Genomic DNA, 22,148 nt, shown 5'->3' with positions numbered 1-22,148 from the left:
ACATGTGCGAAGATCGAGCCATGGCCGCCTTCGCCGATGACGGGCGCCACCGCGTGGCGGTCCTGGTCCGTGACGAGATCCTGTCTTTCGAGCTCAGCATCGTTCACCGTCTCTTCGGCCAGGCGCGCTCAGCCGCCGGTACCGCGCTCTACGAGGTCGTGACCTGCGCACTGGAGCCCGGCGACATCCGCACGGACGCCGACTTCACCATCACCGTCATTCACGGCCCCGAGACGCTGGCCGAGGCCGACACCGTCGTCGTCCCGGGCTCCCGAGTCGACTTCGAGCCCCAAAGCGAGCCGCTCGAATCCTCGCTCACCGCCGCGCTGGCGCGGATCCGGCCCGGCACACGGATCGCCTCGATCTGCTCGGGATCCTTCGTACTGGCCGCGGCGGGCCTGCTCACCGGGCGGCGAGCGACCACGCACTGGCGCTCATCCGCGCGATTCCGGGAGCGATTCCCGGACGTCGTATTCGACGTGGACGTCCTCTACACCGACGACAACGGCGTCCTCACCTCCGCCGGAGCGGCGGCAGGCATCGACCTGTGCCTCCACATGATCCGTACCGACCATGGCGCAGCGGTCGCCAACGAGGTGGCGCGCGGCTCCGTCGTCCCGCCACACCGCGAGGGCGGGCAAGCACAATACGTGCAGCGGCCGATGCCGGACCCGAGGGTCTCCTCGACCGGCAGGGCACGCCAATGGGCGCTCGCGAACCTGCACCGGCCCATCACGCTCCGGGAACTGGCAGCTCAGGAATCGACGAGCACGCGAACATTCACCCGGCGCTTCCGAGACGAGATCGGCACCTCGCCGGGACGATGGCTCACCCAACAGCGCATCGAGCGGGCCTGTTCCCTCCTGGAACGCACCGACCTGCCCATCGACGAGGTCGCCGTCACCGCAGGCTTCGGCACCGCCGGCTCAATGCGCTTGCACCTGCAAGCCGAACTAGGGGTCTCCCCCAGCGCCTACCGCGCCACCTTCCGCGGCCCCTGACCCGACCCGCCCCATTCACGACGGCCCAGATCCGTACAGTTCCCAAGCTGGTGGCGCGGGTTCGGTTCCCGTCACACGCTCCACAGCACGCAGGCCCAGGCCGGAACGTGATTCCCAGGCGCTGGGGCTTCTCTCGTCAGGGGGAGCTTCTCGCCGCTTCCGGGATGACCGGGGGGCTGACGTGGCGAACATCGCCCGGACACAATGCGGGCATGGAGCGGTTCGACGTCGCAGCGGTCGAGTTGCTGCCCGGTGAGCGAGTACGTGTGCGGGTTCTCAGCCATCAGCCTTGGGGTGTGGGGGTGGAGATCGTCGGTCATGAGGGCGTCGGCGCATCGATCGACATGATCCAATGCTTCGGCGGGGAGCGGATGCGTCGCGAGGGAGCCCAGCTGACGCCGCCGGTCGGAGCCGAGATCGACGCTGTCGTCGTCGAGGTGAGCAGGTGGGATCCACCGGTCTGGGTGCGGCTGAGTATTCATCCGGACGATCTGGAGTCGTTCCGGTGGCGGTGTGACTTCTGCGCGGAGTGGACGACGCTGAGTCCGGGTGGTGACGGCGTCGTTCTTGACGTGCGGAGCAACGACGGCCCGGGAAGCCACTCGATCATCGCCCACCGCGCCTGCCTTGTCGATTCGTTGCACCCGACCAGCCTGGAACGCAGACGGGCGGCCCGTGTAGGACGGGGCTGACGACTCAAGCTGCTGTGCGGACGCATGCCCGTTGCGTGCCCATCAGAGCGCGCGATCACGGCTCGCTTACGGGAGAGCCTCGCGAAGACGCAGGTCAGCGGTACCGCAAGTGATCAACGATCAGCGGAGTCGACTTCCCGAGCTGATGTCGCGGGTTCGATTTCCGTCACCCGAGCCGCACGAGAAAGCCCAGGTCAGGGACGAGATCCCGAGCCTGGGATTTGACTTCGGCAGGCGCGGCTTCCGCCGCTGCGCGGCACGAGGCTCTGCACTCGCTCGCCGCCGAGACTTTTGGTCGTCCTGACGACCAGAAGTCTCGGCGATCACGACGGCGACGAGGTCATCGTCGACACCGACCTCGGCTCCGACACCCTCACCGTCAAGCCCGCCGTCACCGTCGCCTGACCGTCCGTTGCACCGAGGGGCCCGCGCACCGAGCCGGGCCCCTCGGCCGTTCGAGGCCTGGCAGCGCCTCCGGCGCGGCTCAGCGGCCCTCCGGGGTCACCAGGCCGATGTCATAAGCGAAGATCACGGCCTGCACCCGATCACGTGCGCCGATCTTGGCCAGGACGCGTCCGACATGCGTCTTGACCGTCGACTCCGCCAGGACCAGACGCTCGGCGATCTCCCTGTTGGTGCAGCCCTGGGCGATGCAGAGGAGAACGCCGCGTTCGCGCTCGGTCAGCGACCGCAGCCGCGGATCGGGGTCGCCCGCCGCTGCGGTGACCGGGAAGCGGTGCGCATACCGGTCAAGGAGCCTCCGGGTCAGTGCCGGGGCAACGACGGCGTTCCCATCGGCGACCGCGCGGATACCGGACAGCAGGTCGTCCGGTAGCGCATCCTTCACCAGGAAGCCGCTGGCCCCGGCCCGCAGCCCGGCAAAGGCGTATTCGTCCAGATCGAATGTGGTCAGGATGAGGACGCGGCTTCGGCCGCCGGACGCGATGATGCGACGGGTCGCCTCGACGCCGTCGAGGCCTGGCATGCGGACGTCCATCAGCACGACGTCAGGGTCCAGCTCCGCCGTCATCCGGACCGCTTCCGAACCACCGGTGGCCTCGCCGACGACGGTCATGTCGTCCTGGCTCTCGAGCAGCATCCGAAATCCGAATCGCTGCAGCGCCAGATCGTCGACGATCACTACGGTGATCATCGATCCCGCTTTCGGGGGAGCCACAGGTCGACGTGCCATCCCCCGGTGGGCAGCGGTCCCGCCCGCAGCCTGCCGTCGTACAGGACCGCTCGCTCACGCATCCCCGTGAGCCCCTGACCGGCGCCACCGGCCTCGGTGCCGGCAGGGCCGCCGGTGTTCGTCACCGTGACCGTCACCCCTTCCGGATCGTGCCGCACTCGGACCCGCGTCGCACAGCCCGGACCGGCGTGCTTGAGGACGTTCGTCAGCGATTCCTGCACCATGCGATAGATCATCAGCTGGTGCCCGGCGGACAGGTCGTGCGGGCTTCCCGTGGTCGTGTACCGGATGGTCAGCCCCGTGTCCCGCAACCGATCCAGTAGTTCGCCGAGGTCGGTCAGAGTGGGCTGCGGCGCCAGACCCGCCGGCCCCCGCGCCGGATCGTCGTCTCGGAGGACGCCCAGCACACGCCGCAGTTCGTCCAGGGCCTGCCGACTGGTGTCGCTGATGGCCTCCAAGGCCTGTACGGCCCGGTCCGGGGCCTTCGCCGCAGCGAATCTCCCGCCGTCCGCGAGGCCGGCGATGACCGACAGATTGTGACCGATGATGTCGTGCATCTCACGGGCGACCGCGTTCCGCTCGGCCGCCGCCGCGAGGCGGGCCTGCTGATCACGTTCTCGTTCCAGCAGGGTGGCCTTGTCCTCCAGCGCGGCGATCTCCTCCCGGCGGAGGCGGACGAACAACCCCAGCAGAAGGCTCGCGGCGCATGGCATGAGATTGGTGAGGATCCGCGAACCCAGGCCGTCGCCCCGCCACCACATGGCGTCCGCGGCGATGGCCGCGCCGGTCAGCAGCCCGCTGAAGGTCACCCGCGAGATCGCCGAGCGCAGGGCCACTCCGTACAGGGCGACGCCGAGTCCCAGAGCGTTGGGCGGCACGGTCCCGTCCCACAGGGAGAGCACGGCCGGAACCACCATGGCGAGCAGCACCCGGAAGGGACGTCTCCGACGCCACGGCAGGGGAGCGACGAAGCTCAGCCACACCGCCCAGCCCACGTACGGCGCACCGAGGTAGAGATGCAGCGTGACCAGGGCCAGGGCGATCGGCAGCCCGACGTCCCACCACAGCGGGTGACGCGCGTCGACGGCGCGGATGAATCCGGAGACCCGGCGGACCCATCGGGCCGGCGCGAGCGTACGGGCCTCCGCGGCGGCCTTGGGGCCATGCCGCTCGGTCGGCCCGCGAACTTCGATCACGACGCCGACACTAGGAGGACCCATCTCCCTCGGCATCCGACCGTGGGCGCGAATCAGCAGGTCGGACCAGTACCAAAGTACGACGCACCGGACTCTGCCCTCTCCTGACCAGGCCGCGGACGGCCGGCAGGCCCACCCCGATGGCACCCACGTACCGCGCCGCGGTGAAAGGTCGGGCCCGCGGTGGGACGCCCGGTGCAGAAATGCGATCTAGCGTCGCCGTCATCAGTCCGGCCGAGACCGGGCTCGTGCTCACCACCCATGACCCGAGGTGCCGATGCTCGTCGACCACAAACGAAAGACTCTCGCCGCGATCGCGGTGGCCGCGCTGACAACGGCGGCACCGGCGGCCGCCGCGCCGGCAGGGGCCGCCCGCCTTCACGGGAGAGCGGTCTCCGGTCAGGAAGCGACCGCGCCGTTGTACCTTCCGCCACCGACAGGCCCGCACCAGGTCGGCACGGCCTCGCTTCATCTCGTCGACGCCTCGCGCACCGACCCCCTGGGCGACGGGAAACGACCGCGGGAGCTGATGGTGCAGCTGTGGTACCCCGCACAGGACACCGCGGGCCACCCGGTGGCCCCGTACATGCCGCCCGGGGAGGCCGCCCAGCTCGAGGCCGATCATCATCTACCGCCGGGTGTGATCACCGCCGCGACCACGCACAGCCACGTCGACGCCCCGGTCGCGGGAACCCGGCATCCGGTGGTCCTGTTCTATCCCGGCTGGTGCTCGGACCGGACCGACACGACGTTCATCGACGAGGAGCTGGCCAGTCGCGGCTTCGTCGTCGCCGCGGTGGCCAGTACGCACGAAGCGGCCGAGGTGGAGTTCCCCGGCGGCCGGCTCGTCACGGGCGACGCCGCGCAGTGCGCTAGGGGTTCCGACGAGGAGAACGATCGCCTCTGGAATCGGCTGCAGGCCGTACGCGTCCGCGACACGACCTTCGTACTCGACCGACTCTCCCGGATCTCCCACATGGGGAATCCGGACGCCGAGCGCCGCCCGCTGCCCGCCGGCCTGACAGACGCCCTGGACCTGCACCGGGTCGGAATGTTCGGCCACTCCCTGGGCGGCTCGACCACCGCTGAGGCCATGCATGAGGACAAGCGCATCCGCGTCGGTGTCGACCTGGACGGATTGGTGATCGGTCCGGTCCAGGAGACCGGCCTGCGCCGCCCGTTCCTCGTGTTCGGCAGCGGCTGGCACGCACCCGGTGACGGCGCCGATCAGGATCCCACCTGGAGCGCATTCCTGCCGCGGCTACGCGGCTGGCACCATTGGCTCCGCCTGGACGGCTCGGGCCATTACCGCTTCACCGACCTCGCCATCAACGCCCGCGCGTGGGGCCTGGACCAGCAGCTGCCCGCCGAGGCGTGGCGCCTGGACTTCGGCGACATCGACGACCACCGCGCCCCGATCGTGGTACGCGCGTACACCGCCGCGTTGTTCGAGCATTTCCTCGCCCACCGGAGCGCTCCCATCCTCGACGGTCCCTCCCCGACCTACCCGGAGGTCGAGTTCATGCGCTGAACCCACCCGCTCCGCCGGAGCGAACAGCGGAACGGCTCCCCGCCGATTCGAAAGGTCCTTTCGAAAGGCCCTTTTGAGGGTTATCGTCCTTGCATGGACGGGTCCGAGAGGAAGCTTCGGGACGTGGGCGAGCTGCGTGCGCTCGCCCACCCCGTACGCATGCGGCTGTGCCAGGCCCTGTACGAGCGCGGCACCGCGACCGCGACCGAACTGGCCGAGATGCTCGGGGAGAGCCCGGCGAACTGCTCGTGGCATCTGCGGCAGCTCGCCAAGTACGGCTTCGTCGAGGAGGCCGGTGGCGGGAAGGGCCGGAATCGCCCGTGGCGGCCGGTGGCTCGCCCGTTGTCGTGGGGGGACGGTGACGAGTCCGGCGAGGTGGCCGCCGCCAGCGACGCGCTCAGCGGGCAGTACGTCGAGCAGGAGTTCGCCGGGCTGCGCGACTGGCTGGCGTGGCGGCGCACCGATCCGCCCGAATGGCAGGACGCCGCGAACTGGGTGCAGAACCTCGACTGGCTCACCTCGGAAGAGCTGAAAGAGCTCAACGAGGCCCTCACCGCCATCGTCGACCGCCACCGGGAACGCCGGGATCCGGCCCAGCGCCCTCCGGGGGCACGCCGGGTCCGGATCTTCGCCTGGGCCGTGCCCGCCGAACCGTACGCCGAAGACTGATGCGGGCCGTTCTCCGGATCCCGGCCTTCCGGCTGCTCTTCACCGGCCTGGCCGCGAGCATGGTCGGCGACGCGCTGCTGATCCTCGTCTTCGCCATCTGGGTCAAGACCCTCACCGGCTCGAACGGGGCGGCCGGCCTCGTCACCCTCTTCGTGGCGGCGCCGTACGTGCTGGCCCCACTCGGCGGATGGCTGGTCGACCGCTTCCGGCACCGGCCCTTCCTCGTGGTCGCCAATCTCGCCTCGGCGCTGACGCTGCTCCCGCTGTTCGCCGTACAGGACGCCGCGGACGTCTGGATCATCTATGCGGTCGCCGCGCTCTACGGCATCTCGTCGGTGACGATCGCCGCCGCGCTCAGTGGCCTGGTGAAGGAGCTGCTCGCCGAGGATCTGCTGGCCGACGCCAACGGCACGCTGCAGACGGTCAAGGAGGGGCTCCGGCTGGGCGGCCCGCTTGCGGGCGCGGCGCTGTTCGCCACGTTAGGCGGCGCGGCCGTCGCCGCGATCGACGCGGCCACGTTCGTCGTCGCGGCGGTCGTCATCGCGCGGATACCGCTGCGCGAGGATCCGCCCGTACGCTCCGGCCTGCGCGGGCTGAGCGAGCTCACGGCGGGGGTGACCCACCTCAGGACGGACCCGGCACTGCGCCGCATGACGATCGCGATGGCGATCGGCTTCCTGGTCAGCGGCATCACCGAGTCGGCGGTCTTCGCGGTCATCGACCAGGGCCTGCACCGGCCGCCCGCGTTCGTCGGCGTGCTCACCTCGGCCCAGGGACTCGGCGCCATCGCCGGTGGACTCCGGGTCGCCCGGCTCATCGCGAGGGTCGGCGAGCTCACCGCGATCACGATCGGCCTGGCGGCGGTCGGACTCGGGAACGGCCTGTACGCCCTCCCGTCGCTGCCCGTCATCCTCATCGGCCTGGTGATCACCGGCCTGGGTCAGGCGACGATGGTCGTCGGATTCGCCACCGTGATCCAGCGGCGTACGCCCGGACCGCTGATCGGCCGGGTCTCCACCGCGACCGAAATGCTGGTCACCGGACCGCAGACGGTCTCCATCGCCGCCGGCGCCGCCCTGATCTCCGTCGTGGACTACCGGCTCCTGCTGATGGTCGACACAGCGGGCATGGTCACCGCCGCGGCGTGCCTGTGGCCCGCCCGCCGCCTGACCGCCCCGGTCCCTCCGGCGGACCGCCCGGTCGAGGTCGGCCGTTGACCGGCGTCATGTCGCCGGGTCGTCGGTGGCACGGAGGACGCGGGCGCTGAGGGATCGCAGGTACTCGATGAGTTCGGGCGGTTCGTGCACGGTGAACTCGCAGCCGAGCATGGCGAGCCGCAGCGCGAGCCAGTCGAGCGTGTCGGCGTGGGTGCGCAGGCGGCAGGTGCGCGCGTCGACCGGTTCGACCTCGCCGAGCCGGGACGCCGGCGCGTCGTCGGCCGGCAGGTGGAGGGTCACCAGGGCCCGGTAGGTCGGGACCACCGAGTGCAGCTTGCGGGTGACGTAGGCGGCCGCGTCCTCTTCGGGCGGCCGGCGCGGGGTGTTCGGCACGCCCGTCGGCCGCGGTCGCCGGACCCGGTCCATGCGGAAGATGCGCCAGTCCTCACGGCCGAGGTCGTACGCGACGAGGTACCAGCGGCGTCCGGCGGCGACCAGCCGGTACGGCTCGACGAGGCGGTCGGCGGCGGCGCTCGCGTCGGGATCCTCGCGGGCGCGGTCCTCGCGGGACCGGTAGGCGAACCGCAGCCGCCGGTGGCTCGCCGCGGCGACGGCGACGGTCGTGAGGTCGTCCGGGTCGATGGTCGGACCGGCCTCGCCCAGCAGCGCGACGGTGGCGGCGTTGAGTGCGCCCACGCGGTGCCGGAGGCGTGACGGCAGCACCTGTTCCAGTTTGGTCAGGGCCCGCAGTGACGCCTCGGCCATGCCACCGACCGGATGCGCGGCGGCGGTGCTGAGGGCGACCGCGATGGCCACCGCCTCCTCGTCGTCGACGAGCAACGGTGGCATGGCCGTGCCCGCGACGAGGCGGTATCCGCCCGCCGGGCCCATCGTGGCCTCGACCGGATAGCCGAGGTCGCGCAGCCGCTCGACGTCGCGCCGGACCGTACGCGGGCTGACGCCCATGCGCTCGGCGAGTTCGCTGCCCGGCCACTCGCGCGGAGTCTGCAGCAGGGACAGCAACGTCAGGAGGCGGGCCGCGGTCACGGCCGGAGTCTAGGACAGGATCCGACCTACATGCGGTCTAGCGTCGGTGGAGCCGACGGCGGGCACCCCGCCGTACGGCCCTGACCACGGAGGAGACGTGATGGGCGAAGAGATCCGGCCGTTCCGCATCGAGGTGCCGCAGGCCGACCTGGACGACCTGCGCGAGCGCCTGGCCCGTACCCGCTGGCCCGCGCAACTGCCGGGCGAGGGGTGGAGCCGTGGAGTTCCGGTGGCCTACCTCAAGGACCTCGCCGCGTACTGGCGCGACGGCTACGACTGGCGCGCCCACGAGGCGAGGCTGAACGGCTTTCCGCAGTTCATGACCACGATCGACGGTCAGGACGTGCACTTCCTGCACGTACGCTCACCGCACCCGGACGCGCTCCCGCTGATCCTCACGCACGGCTGGCCGAACTCGTTCGTCGAGTTCGTCGACCTGATCGGCCCGCTGACCGATCCGGGGGCGTACGGCGGCGACCCGGGCCAGGCGTTCCACGTGGTCGTGCCCTCGCTCCCCGGCTTCGGGTTCTCGGCGGCGCCGCGGGAGACGGGCTGGGACGTCACGCGGGTCGCCCGGCTCTGGGCGGAGCTGATGGCCCGTCTCGGCTACTCCCGGTACGGCGCGCAGGGCGGCGACCTCGGCGCGTACGTCACCCCCGCGCTGGCGGCGGTCGATCCCGAGCACGTCGTCGGCGTGCACATCGACAGCGGTCTCGGGGTCCCCACCGAGGACGACCTGCCGGTGATGACCGAGGCGGAACGGGAGATCTTCCGGCAGATGGGTGAGTGGGCCGGCGGCGTGGACCATCACGCCCTGCTCCGCGCCGCCCCGCAGACCTTCGCCTACGGCTGGCACGACTCGCCGGTCGCGCTGCTCGCCTGGCTGACGCAGAAGTTCAAGGAGTTCGCCTACACGGTGGCCGTGCCCGAGGACGCCATCGACCGTGACCTGCTGCTGACCAACGTGACCCTGTACTGGCTGACGGGGACGTCGGGGTCGTCCTCATGGTTCATGTACGACAGCGAGCGGTTCGTCTGGCCGAAGGGCCAGTCCGCGGTTCCCACAGGGGTCTACAGCGGGCCGCCCGGGATCCGGCGACTGGCCGAACGCGACAACGACATCGTCCACTGGGGCGAGAACCGTCCTCCCGGCAACCACTTCATCGCCATGGAACTCCCCGAGATCCTCGCGGCGGACATCAGGGAGTACTTCGGCAGGCTTCGTTGACCCCCTCCGCAGGGAGGCCGAAGCGCCGCCCGGTCCGGCGGCGCTTCGGCGGTGGGTCAGGGCAGGCGGGCGGTGAGGGTCAGGACCCGCGTGACCTGGCCGGCGGAGAAGTTGTCGTCGCTGATGAGGTGGATCCGGGCCCTGCGGAGGCCGGCGGAGGTGTCGACCTGGAGACCCTCGTAGTTGTCCAGCAGGGGGTTGGTCTGCGGCTCGGGGCTGGTGGCGCCCAGCGTCGGGCAGTGGACCAGGTCGGAGACGAGTTCCTTGCGCACGGTGGCGCGGGACGGCGCGGCGGAGAGGTTGGCGACCTTGCTCACGTCCGTCGCCCGGTCGGCGTCGCGCACGGCGTACAGCCGGATGGTGTTGCCCTTGGCCGCGTCGTAGGCCGCTTCGAGGACCAGCAGTCGGCCGTCACCGTAGGCGGCGACGTCGGCGATGCGGTTGCCCGGGTCGACCCGGTAGCCGATCTGGCGGGTGAGCCGATAGCCGTCGCCGTGGGCGCGGTACACCAGGATGCGCCGCCAGACGGCCTCGCCGGTGGCCGGCGCGTCCCCGCTGAGCGTGCCCTCCATCGCGGCGTACACGTGACGTCCGTCCGGGGAGATGCTGAGCCCCTCGAGGGTGGCGTTGACGGTCGCCTCACCGGCCGGTGCGACCTGGAAGCGCGCCGGGACCTCGAGCGAGGCGCGTTCCCGGCCCTTGCGGTCGAAGACGCGGACCGACGGCTCGGTCTCCGAGCTGACCAGGAAGTTCCCGTTGGGGAGGACGGCGACGCCCTCGCCGTCGAAGTTGTTCCCGTCGTACGGAGTGCCGTCCGGCTTGGTCAGCCCGAGGATGCCGGTGACCTTGGGCGCGGCGGTGTCGCGGAAGAAGAAGAGCCGGGCGGGCTGAGTGCCGCTGTGGTCCTCCACGGTCACGTACCCGCGGGTGCGCCGGTCGTAGGCGATGGCCGACAGTCCGCCGACCTCGATCCCGTCGAACACGGCCTTGTTCAGTGCGTCGCTGTAACCGACCGCCGTGGCCGCGGGAGGGCAGGTGGCGGTCGTACGGGCCGCGGGAGCCGGCGTGGCGGCGTACGCGGCTCCGGGGGCCGCCAGGGTTCCGACGACCGCGACCGGAGCGACCACCGTGGCGATACGGCGGGCGGCACGACGGGTGACGCGTTGCATCATGGGGAGCTTTCCCTCAGGTGACAGAAGATCACTTCACTGGTACGCCGCATAGTTGATCACATGCGGATGAACGCCGTCCGGCCGACCGCTTATCGCCGTGGGACGCCGCCCTGGTGGACGTGACGGCCGAGTCGCGATAGTCCGTACAGTCATGACACGAATTGTGCTCGGGCCGATGCTGCGGCACGTCGGTCTCCGTACGGCGACGGTGTGGGTGGAGACCGACCGGCCGTGCGAGGTCCGCGTCCTCGGCGCCACCGCTCGGACCTTCACCGTCCACGGTCACCACTACGCGCTCGTGGACGTCGAGGATCTCCAGCCCGGCTCGGACACCCCGTATGAGGTTCTGCTCGACGGCGAGCGGGCGTGGCCGGAGGCCGGAGACCCGCCCGGCCGCATCCGCACCCGTACCGCCGACGGGGCGCGGCGCTTCGCGGTCGGATCGTGCCGGGTCGCGCCGGCCTCGGTGGAGTCGCACGGCTTCGACCTGCTGGCGGTCTACGCGCGGCGGCTCATGGCGGGCGAGGAGCCGCCCGACGAGCTGCTGCTGATCGGCGACCAGGTGTACGCCGACGAGACGGGGCCGGAGATCCGGAGATTCATCGCCGCGCGCCGCGACATCGAGCAGCCGCCGTACGGCGAGATCGCGGACTTCGAGGAGTACGCGGAGCTGTACCGGCTCGCCTGGGGTGAGGACCCCCTCGTACGGTGGCTGCTGGCCACGGTGCCCAGCTCGATGATCTTCGACGATCACGACATCCGCGACGACTGGAACACCTCCGAGGCCTGGCGGCGGCAGATGCACGGCCGGCCCTGGTGGCGGAAGCGGATCACCGGTGGGCTCGGCGCGTACTGGGTCTACCAGCACCTGGGCAACCTGTCACCGGCGGAACGCGCCGCCGACCCCCTCTATCGGCAGGTCCTCGCCGCCGACGGCGACGCGGGTCCGCTCGTGGACGAGTTCGCCGAGCGCGCCGACCGGGAGCCGGCGGGAGTCCGGTGGAGTTACGTCCACGACCACGGACGGACAAGGGTCGTGGTGGTGGACAGCCGGTGCGGGCGGGTGCTGCGCGACGGCGAGCGGGCCATGCTCGACGACGCGGAACACGCCTGGCTGGACGAGCAGTGCCGCGCGGACGTCGACCATCTCATCGTCGTGACGTCCCTGCCGTTCCTGCTGCCGACCGCGATCCACGACATCGAGGCGTGGAACGAGGCGGTCGCGGGCGGTGCGTGGGGCCGGTGGGCGGCGGGTCTCGGTGAGCGGCTCCGGCAGGGCGCCGACCTGGAGCACTGGGCGGCGTTCCAGCGGTCGTTCCGCGCGGTGGCGAATACCCTGCTCGACGTCGCGAACGGGCCGCGGCCGCCCGCGAGCATCACGCTCGTCTCCGGCGACGTCCACTTCTCCTACCTCGCCAGAGTGCGGGGCACCCGGACGCCGATCTCCCAGGTCGTGTGCTCGCCGCTGCGCAACCCGCTCGTGGGCCGGTTCAGGATGGTCAACAAGACGGCCTGCCGCCGCCTCGGCGACCTGCCCGTACGGGCCCTGGCGCGGCTCGCCGGGGTACGGACGCCACCGCTGCGCTGGCGGCTGACCGACGGGCCGTGGTTCGACAACGCGCTGGCGACCGTGCGGGTCGACGGGCGCGCGGCCTCCGTCCGCTGGGACTCCGCCGACGCCGAGGACCGCCTCCGCGAACTCGGCCGGGCCCGGCTGACGTGAGCCGAAGCCGGACCGCGGCGAACCGGCGTCAGGCGTGAGCCGGAAGCAGGCGCGGGCCGAGGTGAGCCGGAGGCGGCGGGCCGAGGCGAGCCGGGGTCAGCGGAACTGCTCGTCGGGCGCCTCGTCGGTCTTCTTCAGCAGGTCGTCGAGCAGCGCGTCGTACTCGTCCTCCGGGCGGCCGAGGTCGAGCCGGCAGCGGTAGCGGATCCGCAGCAGCCCCTCCAGGGCGTCCGGGTCGGTCGACCGGGCGATGTCGGCGCCCTCGGTGGACCAGTCGTGCGCGCCGACCAGATCGCCCTGCTCGTGCAGCAGCTCGGCGACGGCGCGGAAGACCTCCGGGTCCTTCGGGTTGTCGGCGCGCACCTGCTCGATCAGTGCCCGGGCCTCATCGGTGCGCTGGAGTTCGAAGAGAGCGCCGGCGAGGTAGATGCGCGGGTCGCCGTAGGTCTCTCCGCCGTCCTCGAGCGCGCCGCGATACGCCTCCGCGGCCTTCTCGTGGTCCCCGGCGTGCTGCCACTGTTCACCGGCACGCAGCAACAGGCCGGCGCGGGAGACGCCGCCTGAGACCGTCTCGGCCAGCTGGATGAACCGTGTCGCCGCAGCGGCGTGATCACCGGTGCGGAGAGTCTCGAACTCGAGGTCATCGAGGTCGTCTTCGGTCACATGCGTCACCTTCTAGACGCTACCCGGCGTACCTGCTGCGAATCTGGTCAATTGGGATGATCGTTCGACCAGAACCGGGCCGGGCCGACCCGGCCGGTACAGAACGTTACCGTGCTCAGCTGCGCCGTGAGCGTTCCAGCGCGTCCCAGAAGCCGCGTCGCAACGCGTGGCGCACCTCGTCGTGCAGCAGGAAGTCGATCGGCAGGGACGAGCCCTGCAGCAGTCGCGCCTCCAGGTCCGAGGGCATCCGCGGCTTGCGCGCCAGCACCGCCTCCAGCCACAGGGCGGGCGCGTCGCGGGCCACCGACTCGCCGAATTCCTGCCCCTCCTTGTGCGCCGCCTTCACGGCGTCGGCCAGGGTCGGAGTGGACTGCTGCACCGGCGTCGGGGTGATCTGCTGCGGGCCGGTGTACGGGCCGACCGGCTGCTGGGGGTACTGCGGGCCGCTGTTGTTGCCGGTCCCCGGGGAGCCGGCCGTCGGCACCGAGGGCGTCGACGGCGTCGGGGCCGAGTGCGTGGGCGCCGAGTGCAGCGGCGGCGTGGGCATGCTCGGCTGGCCGGAGCTGGAGTGGCGCCCCAGGCTCGACGAGGTGCTGCTCGTGGCGGAACCGAGCGACGGCGACGGGGTGATCGGCGTGCTCGGCGGCGCGGCGCCGTGCTGCGGGGACGGCCGGAGCGGGGCCAGGGCGCCGCCCGAGCCGTTCGACGACGTGCCGTTGGCCAGCGGCGAGGACGAGGTGTCCACGCCGGCCAGCAGGTTGACGTACGGCCGGAGGTGACCGGAGGCGATCTCGATGAGGTCGTCGCACTCCTGCCGGAGCACCCGGGAGATCGTCCAGTTGCCGTCGACGGCCACGTGGACGACCGTGACCCGGACGCCGAGGTCCTGCGCGTCGGCGATCACCTGCGCGAGGTCCTCGTCGCCGCTGACGATGACGGCGTCGGCGACCCCGCCGTTGCGGGCGAGCGTCATCAGGTCACGGTGGATCTCGGTGTCGACGCCCTCGCGGCGGCCCGGGCGGATGCGGGAGAGCCGGAGCTTGATGCCCGGCAGGTCGGCCAGCGCGTCGTGCTCCGGCGTGCGGCGGCCCTCGACCGTCGCCTCGTACCAGTAACAGCGCAGCAGGGGCAGGCCGGTGCGCTCTCGGGCGAGGTTGCCGAGGAGCTGCAGCAGGCCCGCGAAGTCCCACGAAACGGATTCGCGACGGCGGGTTCCGTGCACCGCCATCGCGCCGTCGGCCAGCAGATAGCCGGCATCTACGAACAGCGCACAGCGATCCACGCGACACCGCCCCTTTCTCGGCACGAGACCCTTTTCAGAGACCACGGGTGAGCTTTCGAGCCGGCGAGCGACCTCGGGTACTACAGCGTAGTGAAGTCCGTCGTCGGCGTGGGCCGATCCAGCGATTGGCCGCTCCTGCAGATTATGGGGGAAATGTGGCTTCCCGAACCCGGGCGGCCGTACTCCTTCCGCGTGTCGGCGTTGACTCGGTCGCTCGCCACTGTATGACGGGCGCTGCCGCGACATGGCTGACTTGGGAAGACCATCGGACCCGGGCGTCCGATGGGCGACGGTACCACCCGCTTCAGGCAGGGGGAACACCGCGCGTCTCTCCCCCGGCGGACACAGTGATCACCCCTTGCGGACAGCACTTTCGGGCGCGCTCGCTCCGCGTGTCGCGGCGCTTCGGCGGCCGGCACGGAGGATCCTTCGCGCTCCTCGGAGGCCGACGTGGAGGACGCCTCCCGCGGCCGGCGGCGGAGGATCCTTCGCCGCCGGCTCAGAGGGCCGCGATCAGCTCGGTCAGGGCGCGGGCGGTCGCCTCGGGATCGGTGACGGCCGCGAAGTGCCCGCCGGGGCTCGCGGCGACCGTCCAGCCGCGCAGTCTCGCCTGCGCCGCCTGCCGCTCGTACGCCTCGGAGGTGCGCAGGTACCCGCACGGCGCGTCGGGCCAGTCCTGGGGCATCGGCAGCTGCTCGGCGAAGAACTCCTCGTCGCGGGGGCGCGGGGTCACCCCGGCGGACGGCTCTTCGTCGGGGAGGCGCCCGCCGTTCTTCAGCGCCGCCGCGAACTCCGGTCCGAACGCCTCCGCCTGGTCCAGACGGCTCGACCCCGCCGGCGGCGGGAGCTCCGCGTCGACGAAGACGTACCCGCCGACCAGGCGGTGCGCCGCGCGCTGGGCCGCGCCGACCGGCGGCAGGAGCGGGCCCGCGCCGCCGTGGCCGACCAGGACGACGGGCGGCCGCACGCCCGTCCTCGTGATCTCCAGCGCCGCGCGGGCGACGTAACGGCCCGCGTACGGCGGCCGGTCGTCGTCGGTGATCTCCGGCACCACGACGTCGTACGGTCCGAGGGCCTCCGCCAGGGCGCCCCAGGCGGACGCGGTGGTCAGCGGGCTGTGCAGCAGGACGAGGGTGCCGGGTTCCATGAGTAGAGTTTCGCGTATGACGGATCGTGACGATCTCCTGGCCGAGATCAAGAGCAAGGCTGTGGTCCACGGCAGGGTGGTCCTGTCGTCCGGCCAGGAGGCCGACTTCTACGTCGACCTGCGCCGCGTGACCCTCGACGGGCGCGCCGCGCCGCTCGTGGGGCGGGCGATGCTCGACCTCACCGAGGACCTCGACTACGAGGCGGTCGGCGGGCTGACGCTCGGCGCCGATCCGGTGGCCACCGCGATGCTGCACGCCGCCGCCGCGCGCGGCCGGCACCTGGACGCGTTCGTGGTCCGCAAGGCGGGCAAGGCGCACGGGCTGCAGCGGCGCGTCGAAGGGCCCGACGTCGCCGGACGGCGGGTGCTCGCCGTGGAGGACACCTCCACGACCGGCAACTCGGTGCTGACCGCGGTGGAGGCGCTGCGCGAGGCCGGTGCCGAGGTGGTCGGCGTGGCCACCATCGTCGAGCGCGGCGCGGGGCCGCGCATCGCCGAGACGGGGCTGGAGTACCGCTCGGTCTTCACCCTGGACGACCTCGGGCTCGGCTGACCCGAAGTCACCGGTCCTGTCCGACCGGAGTCACCGGCCGCGGCTGACCGGGGTCTCCGGATTCGGTGGTCCCGGGGTCACCGAATCCGGCCTCACCGGGGGTTTCCGGAGTCCGGAGGCGTGGGATCCGGCTGGAGCGTGCCACGACGCGGGGTGGGTGCGCCCTTACTGCTGTCTGGCCGGCGCGTGGTAGGTGCGCTGCTGGCCGTGGCGGCCCTTCGGCTGCTGCTGCCCGTTGACCACGACGCTGACCGTGCTCGCGTCGTCGACCTGCAGGACCAGCCGGGTGCCGGTGTACCGCCGACGCTCGCCGTGCCCCAGTGCGCCGTTGTAGATGACGTCGGTGGCGCTGGGCCCGGCGACGTAGATCTGGCACTGGGACACCAGGCACTGCACGTCGATCTCGTTGCCGGACTGGGCGTTCGGTGCGCTCCGGCTGGACTTGCGCGTGTCGGTGGGCGCGGCGGCGCTGGACGACGGCTCGGGGGTGGAGGACGCCGTCTTGGACGCGTCCTTGGAGAGCGCCCCCCAGAGCGACACGCCGCCGACTATCACGAGACCCAGCGCCAAGGTGACGGCGAGGACCGCGATGGCTATGCGTGCGAGACCCATGGGGTCTGATCGGTGACGTCCCACAGGGGGAGGTTAGCGATATCCGGGACCGTCAGCGACGGTGACGGCCAGATGGCATCGCCGTCTTTCTCCCGTCGCCGTTCTGGCCGGGCTTCTTGGGGCCTCTGATGATCTCGCGGATCACCGGGATGACCGAGAGGACCACGGCCACGGCCACGACGGGGAGGATGTACTTGTCGATCCCCTTGACCCGGTCGCCGAGGAACCGGCCGAGCAGGATGATCGTCTCCGTCCAGACGACTCCGCCGATCACGTTGAAGACGAAGAAGCGGCCGGCGGACATCTCCAGCATCCCGGCGAGCGGGTTGAGGAAGGTGCGTACGACCGGGGCGAAACGGGCGAGCACGACGGCCTTGGCCGGGCCGAATTTGTTGAAGTAGTGCTCGGCCTTCTCGACGTGGTCCTGCCGGAAGAGCCTCGAGTCGGGTCGGTCGAACAGCTTCCGGCCGTACTTCGCGCCGAGGAAGTGCCCCACCTGGGCCCCCGCGATCGCGCAGATCGGCGCCCCGATCAGGAGCACCGGAAGCGGCAGAGGCGAGATGCCGGCGTGGTGGGCGGCGGCCGTCGTGGTGAAGACGCCCGCGGTCACCAGCAGCGTGTCACCGGGCAGGAAGAACCCGATGAGCAGGCCGGTCTCGGCGAAGATTACGGCGAGGATGCCGACAAGCCCGAACGTCGCGATGACGGACTTGGGATCCAGGATGTTCACGGCGAGTGCCACGGCCTGAGCGTACCGGTAGGCGTGCCCTGTCCGGGCCGCACGTGAATTTCGAGATACTGGAGTCGATCCGGCCGGGAGCCATGCCCAAGGAAGGAAGAGCCATGCCCATCGCAACCCCTGAGGTATACGCGGAGATGCTCGATCGGGCAAAGCGTCAGGGCTTCGCCTACCCCGCGATCAACGTCACCTCGAGCCAGACGCTGAACGCCGCCCTGCGCGGGTTCGCCGAGGCCGAAAGCGACGGGATCATCCAGGTCTCGACCGGCGGCGCGGAGTTCCTCTCCGGCACCACCGTGAAGGACATGGTCACGGGTGCCACGGCGCTCGCGGAGTACGCGCGCGTGGTCGCCGAGAAGTACCCGGTCCAGATCGCGCTGCACACCGACCACTGCCCGAAGAACAAGCTCGACGGCTTCATGAAGCCGCTGATCAAGATCTCGCAGGAGCGGGTGGCCCGCGGTGAGGAGCCGCTGTTCCAGTCGCACATGTGGGACGGCTCCGCCGTTCCGCTCGAGGAGAACCTCCAGATCGCGGCCGAGCTCATCGAGGAGTGCGCGAAGGCCCGCGTCATCATGGAGATGGAGATCGGTGTCGTCGGCGGCGAGGAGGACGGCGTCGTCGGCGAGATCAACGAGAAGCTCTACACCACGCCGGGCGACGCCCTGGCCACGGTCGAGGCCGTGGGTCTCGGTGAGAAGGGCCGCTACCTCCTCGCCGCGACGTTCGGCAACGTGCACGGCGTCTACAAGCCGGGTCACGTGAAGCTGCGGCCGGAGGTCCTGAAGGAGATCCAGGAGGTCGTCGGCGAGCGGTACGGCAAGGAGAAGCCCTTCGATCTGGTCTTCCACGGCGGCTCCGGCTCCACGCTGGAGGAGATCCGGGAGGCGGTGTCGTACGGCGTGGTGAAGATGAACATCGACACCGACACGCAGTACGCCTTCACCCGGCCGGTCGCCGACCACATGTTCAAGAACTACGACGGCGTCCTGAAGGTCGACGGCGAGGTCGGCAACAAGAAGGTCTACGACCCGCGTGCGTACGGCAAGGCCGCCGAGGCGGGCATGGCCGCGCGCGTCGTCGAGGCCTGCGAGCACCTTCTCTCCCAGGGCACCAAGATCAAGTAAGGGTTCCCGGAGCGAACGAGCGGGGACGGCCGGCGAAGGCCGCCGTCCCCGTCCGCTCGAACGCCGGAAGGGCGTCGCCGGACTCGCCGCCGCGGCCGCGCGCTTACTTTCCGCTGATCTGCCGTCTGCGACACTTCCTGCCCCGAGAAGTCCGTCGAGGGGAGAAGGCGTGACCCTGCACAATGCCGACGGGGACGGGCAACGGCCGGTGCGTGTCCACCCCCTGCTCGGCGAGGCGGATCCCGTCTCCGGCGTCGATGCGGTCCTGCCGCGCAACCGACTGCCGGACGGCCCGATGCCACCGGTGACCGCGTACCGGCTCATCCACGACGACCTCATCCTGGACGGCAACTCCCGCCTGAACCTGGCCACCTTCGTGAGCACGTGGATGGAGCCGGAGGCGGCGGCCCTCATGGCCGACACCATCGACAAGAACATCGTCGACAAGGACGAGTACCCGCGGACGGCGGAGCTGGAGCGGCGCTGCGTCGCGATCCTCGCCGACTTGTGGAACGCCCCGGCCCCCGACGCCGCGATCGGATGCTCCACCACCGGATCCAGCGAGGCGTGCATGCTGGCCGGCATGGCGCTCAAGCGCCGTTGGATGCACCGCAACGCCGAGCGGTACGCCTCGGGCGCCCGGCCGAACCTCGTCATGGGCGCCAACGTCCAGGTGTGCTGGGAGAAGTTCTGCAACTTCTGGGAGGTGGAGGCGCGCCTGGTCCCGATGGAGGGCGACCGGTTCCACCTGGAGGCGGAACAGGCCGTGGAGATGTGCGACGAGAACACGATCGGCGTCGTCGCCGTCCTGGGTTCGACGATGGACGGCAGCTACGAACCGGTGGCCGAGATCTGCGCCGCGCTCGACGCGCTGGAGGAGCGTACGGGCTTGAACGTGCCCGTCCACGTGGACGGCGCGTCCGGCGGCATGATCGCCCCGTTCCTGGACCCGGAGCTCGTGTGGGACTTCCGGCTTCCGCGCGTCGCCTCCATCAACACCTCCGGCCACAAGTACGGGCTCGTCTACCCGGGCGTCGGCTGGGCGCTGTGGCGGGACCAGGAGGCGCTGCCCGAGGAACTGGTGGAGCGCGTCAACTACCTGGGCGGCGACATGCCGACGTTCGCGCTGAACTTCTCCCGGCCCGGTGCGCAGGTCGTCGCGCAGTACTACAACTTCCTGCGGCTCGGTTTCGAGGGCTTCCGCGCCGTCCAGCAGCACAGCCGCGACGTGGCGACGTATCTGGCCGAGCAGATCGAGGCGATGGGCTGTTTCCGGCTCCTGACCCGCGGCGACCGGCTTCCGGTGTTCGCCTTCACCACCACCGACGACGTGACCGAGTTCGACGTCTTCGACGTGTCACGGCGGCTGCGGGAGTCGGGCTGGCTGGTACCGGCGTACACCTTCCCGGCGAACCGCCAGGACCTGGCGGTGCTGCGGATCGTGTGCCGCAACGGGTTCTCCTTCGACCTGGCCGACCGCCTGGTCGAGGACCTGCGCACCCTGCTGCCGTGGCTGCGCAGACAGCCGGGACCGATGTTCGGCCCCGAGGACGCCCCCAGTTTCCACCACTGACGGTCTTCGTCCGGGCGGGGCCCGTCGTCCTCGCGTTGCTTGACGAAACCCGGCGACCTACGCTGGATGCGTGCTCCACCGCACGTACGACGACCAGAACTGCTCCATCGCCCGGGCACTCGAGATCGTCGGTGAACGCTGGACCCTGCTGATCATCCGTGACGCGTTCGAGGGCGTCCGCCGGTTCGACGACTTCCAGGCCGATCTGGGCGTGGCGCGCAACGTCCTGACGGACCGGCTGAGCCGTCTGTGCGACGAGGGCATCCTCCGGCGCCACCGCTACCAGGAGCGGCCCGATCGCTACGAGTACCGGCTGACCCGCAAGGGTGTGGGGCTCTGGCCGGCGATGATGTCCCTGCTGTTGTGGGGCGACCAGCACTATGCCGAGGACGGCTCTCCGGTCGTTCTCACCCACCGCGGCTGTACGGGACGGCTGACGCCCGCCCTGACCTGCTCGGAGTGCGGCGCGGCGATGGGCCCCACCGACGTCGAGCCGCGGCCCGGTCCGGGCGCCCGGCCGACGGACCGGATCGTCCAGCAGGCCGGAGAAGCCGCTGTCTGATCACTTTCTTCCTGAGATCGGCGAACGATCCGCGTCAGACCGTCATCTCATCCCCTGACAGAACGGTGCGGGCGCTCGAAAGAGGGCGTCCGCCGACATTCGGGGAGCATCGATGCGAGACAAGACCCGTCGCCGGATCCGGACCGCGGTCGTCGCGGGCGTCGTCGCCGCGGGCGGTTCGATCGCGGTGGCCGCGCCCGCCCTCGCCGCCACCACGCCCGCCTGCAAGGCCGCGAACCTCACCGTGAAGCTCGGCCACGTCGACGCCGGGGCGGGCCAGCGGTACGCGACGCTGAACTTCAAGAACCGCGGCAAGACCTGCGTCCTGCGCAACGGCCTGACCGGCGTCACCTTCCTGAAGAGCGGCCCGGAGGGCGGTGCCCAGAAGGTCCGTACGACGGTTCATCACGCGGCGGGCTCCGGCAAGGAGTCGATCGTCCTCAAGCACGGCAAGACGGGGCACCTCGACCTGCACTGGACGGTCGTGTCGGACAAGCCGATCACTCCGGACTCGCTGCTGTTCGCCCTCCCGGCGCACGGCGGGAACACCGCGGCCTCGTGGCGCACCCTCATCGGGACGGCCTCCGGGAAGGGCGCCGTCCTCGACCTCGGTCACCTGCACCACTGATCGACCACGCGGGCCGGAGGCGGCATCGCGCCTCCGGCCCTTTTCCTGAGCACAGGGTTGCTTCATGAAACTTACCGATGATGCAATGAGTTTCGTGAAGAAACTTATCGCCCGCCCAGCACCCCTGCGCCTTGCCGACGACGCCCCTCCGGTCGCCGGCGCGCGGCCGTCCGAGGGCTCCCTGCCGGTCGTCGGGGTGCGGCCGTACGAGGACGGCGACCGGGAGGACGTGCTCGGGATGCGGCTCTCGGCGCGCAGCCTGTACCTCCGATTCTTCGCCGGGACGCCGCGGATCCCGTCCTTCTACGCGGAGGCGCTGAGCCGGGTGGACCACTGGGACCGCGCCGCGCTCGTCGCCATGGCGGGCGCCGAGGTCGTGGGGATCGCCGAGTACGCGCGCGACGCGGCACTGCCCGGGCTCGCGGACCTCGCGGTCCTGGTCGTGGACCCCTGGCAGCGTCGGGGCGTCGCCCGGCGGCTGGTCACCGACCTGACCGGGCTCGCGCGGGATCGCGGGATCGCCGAGCTGCGCGCCGACGTCCTGGTGGAGAACCACGCCGCGCGCGCGGCGATCGGCAGCGTGTGGCCGCACGCCGTCGCCGCCCGCGGCGACGACGGCGGCCTGATCTACCGGATCCCGCTCTAGTACGTACC

22 protein-coding genes are annotated in these 22,148 nt (G+C 71.0%); 13 read left to right on the top strand and 9 right to left on the bottom strand.

Annotation, left to right across the window (positions count from 1 at the left end; translation table 11 throughout):
* The first annotated feature begins 20 nt into the window (after positions 1–20).
* Positions 21–1,001: a GlxA family transcriptional regulator gene (locus NE234_RS29215; protein WP_252784171.1), complete on the top strand. Its 981-nt coding sequence runs from the start codon at positions 21–23 to the stop codon at positions 999–1,001.
* A 212-nt stretch (positions 1,002–1,213) separates the two neighbouring features.
* Entirely contained in the window at positions 1,214–1,693 is a 480-nt protein-coding gene (locus NE234_RS29210; RefSeq protein WP_252783900.1) for a hypothetical protein, read from the top strand.
* Positions 1,694–2,177: 484 nt separating this feature from the next.
* On the opposite strand, the gene NE234_RS29205 is transcribed toward NE234_RS29210, so the two are convergent.
* Both NE234_RS29205 and NE234_RS45505 read right to left on the bottom strand, forming a co-directional pair.
* The gene (locus NE234_RS29205; protein ID WP_252783899.1) at positions 2,178–2,846 is read right to left on the bottom strand and encodes a response regulator; all 669 of its coding nucleotides are present in this window, start codon (positions 2,844–2,846) and stop codon (positions 2,178–2,180) included.
* Positions 2,843–4,081, bottom strand: coding sequence for a sensor histidine kinase (locus NE234_RS45505; RefSeq protein WP_252783898.1), 1,239 nt, complete (start codon positions 4,079–4,081; stop codon positions 2,843–2,845). Before NE234_RS45505 ends, NE234_RS29205 begins: the two co-directional genes overlap by 4 nt.
* 277 nt (positions 4,082–4,358) lie before the next feature.
* Between NE234_RS45505 and NE234_RS29195 the strand changes: the two genes are divergently transcribed.
* The 3 genes from NE234_RS29195 to NE234_RS29185 all read left to right on the top strand — a co-directional run bounded on the left by NE234_RS29195 (position 4,359) and on the right by NE234_RS29185 (position 7,498).
* Positions 4,359–5,612, top strand: coding sequence for an alpha/beta hydrolase family protein (locus tag NE234_RS29195; RefSeq protein ID WP_252783897.1), 1,254 nt, complete (start codon positions 4,359–4,361; stop codon positions 5,610–5,612).
* A gap of 93 nt (positions 5,613–5,705) precedes the next feature.
* Complete coding sequence (locus NE234_RS29190; protein ID WP_252783896.1) at positions 5,706–6,281, top strand: winged helix-turn-helix domain-containing protein; 576 nt, start codon at positions 5,706–5,708, stop codon at positions 6,279–6,281.
* On the top strand, positions 6,281–7,498 hold the full coding sequence (locus NE234_RS29185) for an MFS transporter (protein ID WP_252783895.1): 1,218 nt from the start codon (positions 6,281–6,283) through the stop codon (positions 7,496–7,498). The genes NE234_RS29190 and NE234_RS29185 overlap by 1 nt, the downstream gene beginning before the upstream one ends.
* 6 nt (positions 7,499–7,504) lie before the next feature.
* On the opposite strand, the gene NE234_RS29180 is transcribed toward NE234_RS29185, so the two are convergent.
* Positions 7,505–8,485, bottom strand: coding sequence for a helix-turn-helix transcriptional regulator (locus tag NE234_RS29180; protein WP_252783894.1), 981 nt, complete (start codon positions 8,483–8,485; stop codon positions 7,505–7,507).
* A 100-nt stretch (positions 8,486–8,585) separates the two neighbouring features.
* Here NE234_RS29180 and NE234_RS29175 point away from each other — a divergent pair, with 100 nt between their 5' ends.
* On the top strand, positions 8,586–9,713 hold the full coding sequence (locus NE234_RS29175) for an epoxide hydrolase family protein (protein ID WP_252783893.1): 1,128 nt from the start codon (positions 8,586–8,588) through the stop codon (positions 9,711–9,713).
* 56 nt (positions 9,714–9,769) lie between these two features.
* On the opposite strand, the gene NE234_RS29170 is transcribed toward NE234_RS29175, so the two are convergent.
* A complete protein-coding gene (locus tag NE234_RS29170) occupies positions 9,770–10,885 on the bottom strand; it encodes an esterase-like activity of phytase family protein (protein ID WP_252783892.1) in 1,116 nt (371 codons plus the stop codon).
* A 151-nt stretch (positions 10,886–11,036) separates the two neighbouring features.
* Between NE234_RS29170 and NE234_RS29165 the strand changes: the two genes are divergently transcribed.
* The gene (locus tag NE234_RS29165; RefSeq protein ID WP_252783891.1) at positions 11,037–12,608 is read left to right on the top strand and encodes an alkaline phosphatase D family protein; all 1,572 of its coding nucleotides are present in this window, start codon (positions 11,037–11,039) and stop codon (positions 12,606–12,608) included.
* 96 nt (positions 12,609–12,704) lie between these two features.
* On the opposite strand, the gene NE234_RS29160 is transcribed toward NE234_RS29165, so the two are convergent.
* The 3 genes from NE234_RS29160 to NE234_RS29150 form a co-directional block, all read right to left on the bottom strand.
* Positions 12,705–13,271: a tetratricopeptide repeat protein gene (locus NE234_RS29160; RefSeq protein WP_252783890.1), complete on the bottom strand. Its 567-nt coding sequence runs from the start codon at positions 13,269–13,271 to the stop codon at positions 12,705–12,707.
* 115 nt (positions 13,272–13,386) lie between these two features.
* The gene (locus NE234_RS29155) at positions 13,387–14,553 is read right to left on the bottom strand and encodes an NYN domain-containing protein (RefSeq protein ID WP_252783889.1); all 1,167 of its coding nucleotides are present in this window, start codon (positions 14,551–14,553) and stop codon (positions 13,387–13,389) included.
* A gap of 499 nt (positions 14,554–15,052) precedes the next feature.
* Positions 15,053–15,700: an alpha/beta fold hydrolase gene (locus tag NE234_RS29150; RefSeq protein ID WP_252783888.1), complete on the bottom strand. Its 648-nt coding sequence runs from the start codon at positions 15,698–15,700 to the stop codon at positions 15,053–15,055.
* A 16-nt stretch (positions 15,701–15,716) separates the two neighbouring features.
* Between NE234_RS29150 and pyrE the strand changes: the two genes are divergently transcribed.
* Positions 15,717–16,253 (top strand): orotate phosphoribosyltransferase, encoded by a 537-nt coding sequence (gene pyrE, locus NE234_RS29145; protein WP_252783887.1) that lies wholly within the window; start codon positions 15,717–15,719, stop codon positions 16,251–16,253.
* A 165-nt stretch (positions 16,254–16,418) separates the two neighbouring features.
* Here the strand turns inward: pyrE and NE234_RS29140 are convergent, their stop codons facing one another.
* Both NE234_RS29140 and NE234_RS29135 read right to left on the bottom strand, forming a co-directional pair.
* A complete protein-coding gene (locus NE234_RS29140) occupies positions 16,419–16,865 on the bottom strand; it encodes a hypothetical protein (protein ID WP_252783886.1) in 447 nt (148 codons plus the stop codon).
* Between the two features lie 52 nt (positions 16,866–16,917).
* On the bottom strand, positions 16,918–17,607 hold the full coding sequence (locus tag NE234_RS29135; protein ID WP_252783885.1) for a DedA family protein: 690 nt from the start codon (positions 17,605–17,607) through the stop codon (positions 16,918–16,920).
* 101 nt (positions 17,608–17,708) lie between these two features.
* Between NE234_RS29135 and fbaA the strand changes: the two genes are divergently transcribed.
* From fbaA to NE234_RS29110, 5 genes are all read left to right on the top strand, one after another.
* Positions 17,709–18,731 carry a class II fructose-bisphosphate aldolase gene (gene fbaA, locus NE234_RS29130; RefSeq protein WP_252783884.1) on the top strand — a complete coding sequence of 341 codons (1,023 nt, stop codon included), beginning with the start codon at positions 17,709–17,711 and terminating at the stop codon, positions 18,729–18,731.
* A 169-nt stretch (positions 18,732–18,900) separates the two neighbouring features.
* A complete protein-coding gene (locus NE234_RS29125; RefSeq protein WP_252783883.1) occupies positions 18,901–20,304 on the top strand; it encodes a glutamate decarboxylase in 1,404 nt (467 codons plus the stop codon).
* Between the two features lie 70 nt (positions 20,305–20,374).
* The gene (locus tag NE234_RS29120) at positions 20,375–20,866 is read left to right on the top strand and encodes a winged helix-turn-helix transcriptional regulator (RefSeq protein WP_252783882.1); all 492 of its coding nucleotides are present in this window, start codon (positions 20,375–20,377) and stop codon (positions 20,864–20,866) included.
* Positions 20,867–20,978: 112 nt separating this feature from the next.
* Positions 20,979–21,494: a DUF4232 domain-containing protein gene (locus tag NE234_RS29115; RefSeq protein ID WP_252783881.1), complete on the top strand. Its 516-nt coding sequence runs from the start codon at positions 20,979–20,981 to the stop codon at positions 21,492–21,494.
* An 85-nt stretch (positions 21,495–21,579) separates the two neighbouring features.
* Entirely contained in the window at positions 21,580–22,140 is a 561-nt protein-coding gene (locus NE234_RS29110) for a GNAT family N-acetyltransferase (RefSeq protein WP_406567090.1), read from the top strand.
* Positions 22,141–22,148 lie beyond the last annotated feature (8 nt).

The sequence above is a fragment of the Actinoallomurus rhizosphaericola genome (genome assembly GCF_024055675.1).
Lineage (GTDB): Bacteria > Actinomycetota > Actinomycetes > Streptosporangiales > Streptosporangiaceae > Actinoallomurus > Actinoallomurus soli.
Note: the sequence above shows the minus strand (reverse complement) of the source record. Positions and strands in the feature narration are given on the sequence as shown.

Coding starts and splice junctions, on each gene's coding strand:
- NE234_RS29190 (WP_252783896.1), top strand. CDS start 5,706: ATGGACGGGTCCGAGAGGAAGCTTCGGGACGTGGGCGAGCTGCGTGCG.
- NE234_RS29110 (WP_406567090.1), top strand. CDS start 21,580: ATGAGTTTCGTGAAGAAACTTATCGCCCGCCCAGCACCCCTGCGCCTT.
- NE234_RS29170 (WP_252783892.1), bottom strand. CDS start 10,885: ATGATGCAACGCGTCACCCGTCGTGCCGCCCGCCGTATCGCCACGGTG.
- NE234_RS29140 (WP_252783886.1), bottom strand. CDS start 16,865: ATGGGTCTCGCACGCATAGCCATCGCGGTCCTCGCCGTCACCTTGGCG.
- NE234_RS29165 (WP_252783891.1), top strand. CDS start 11,037: ATGACACGAATTGTGCTCGGGCCGATGCTGCGGCACGTCGGTCTCCGT.
- NE234_RS29205 (WP_252783899.1), bottom strand. CDS start 2,846: ATGATCACCGTAGTGATCGTCGACGATCTGGCGCTGCAGCGATTCGGA.
- NE234_RS29150 (WP_252783888.1), bottom strand. CDS start 15,700: ATGGAACCCGGCACCCTCGTCCTGCTGCACAGCCCGCTGACCACCGCG.
- NE234_RS29210 (WP_252783900.1), top strand. CDS start 1,214: ATGGAGCGGTTCGACGTCGCAGCGGTCGAGTTGCTGCCCGGTGAGCGA.
- NE234_RS29175 (WP_252783893.1), top strand. CDS start 8,586: ATGGGCGAAGAGATCCGGCCGTTCCGCATCGAGGTGCCGCAGGCCGAC.
- NE234_RS29185 (WP_252783895.1), top strand. CDS start 6,281: ATGCGGGCCGTTCTCCGGATCCCGGCCTTCCGGCTGCTCTTCACCGGC.
- pyrE (WP_252783887.1), top strand. CDS start 15,717: ATGACGGATCGTGACGATCTCCTGGCCGAGATCAAGAGCAAGGCTGTG.
- fbaA (WP_252783884.1), top strand. CDS start 17,709: ATGCCCATCGCAACCCCTGAGGTATACGCGGAGATGCTCGATCGGGCA.
- NE234_RS29215 (WP_252784171.1), top strand. CDS start 21: ATGGCCGCCTTCGCCGATGACGGGCGCCACCGCGTGGCGGTCCTGGTC.
- NE234_RS29115 (WP_252783881.1), top strand. CDS start 20,979: ATGCGAGACAAGACCCGTCGCCGGATCCGGACCGCGGTCGTCGCGGGC.
- NE234_RS29195 (WP_252783897.1), top strand. CDS start 4,359: ATGCTCGTCGACCACAAACGAAAGACTCTCGCCGCGATCGCGGTGGCC.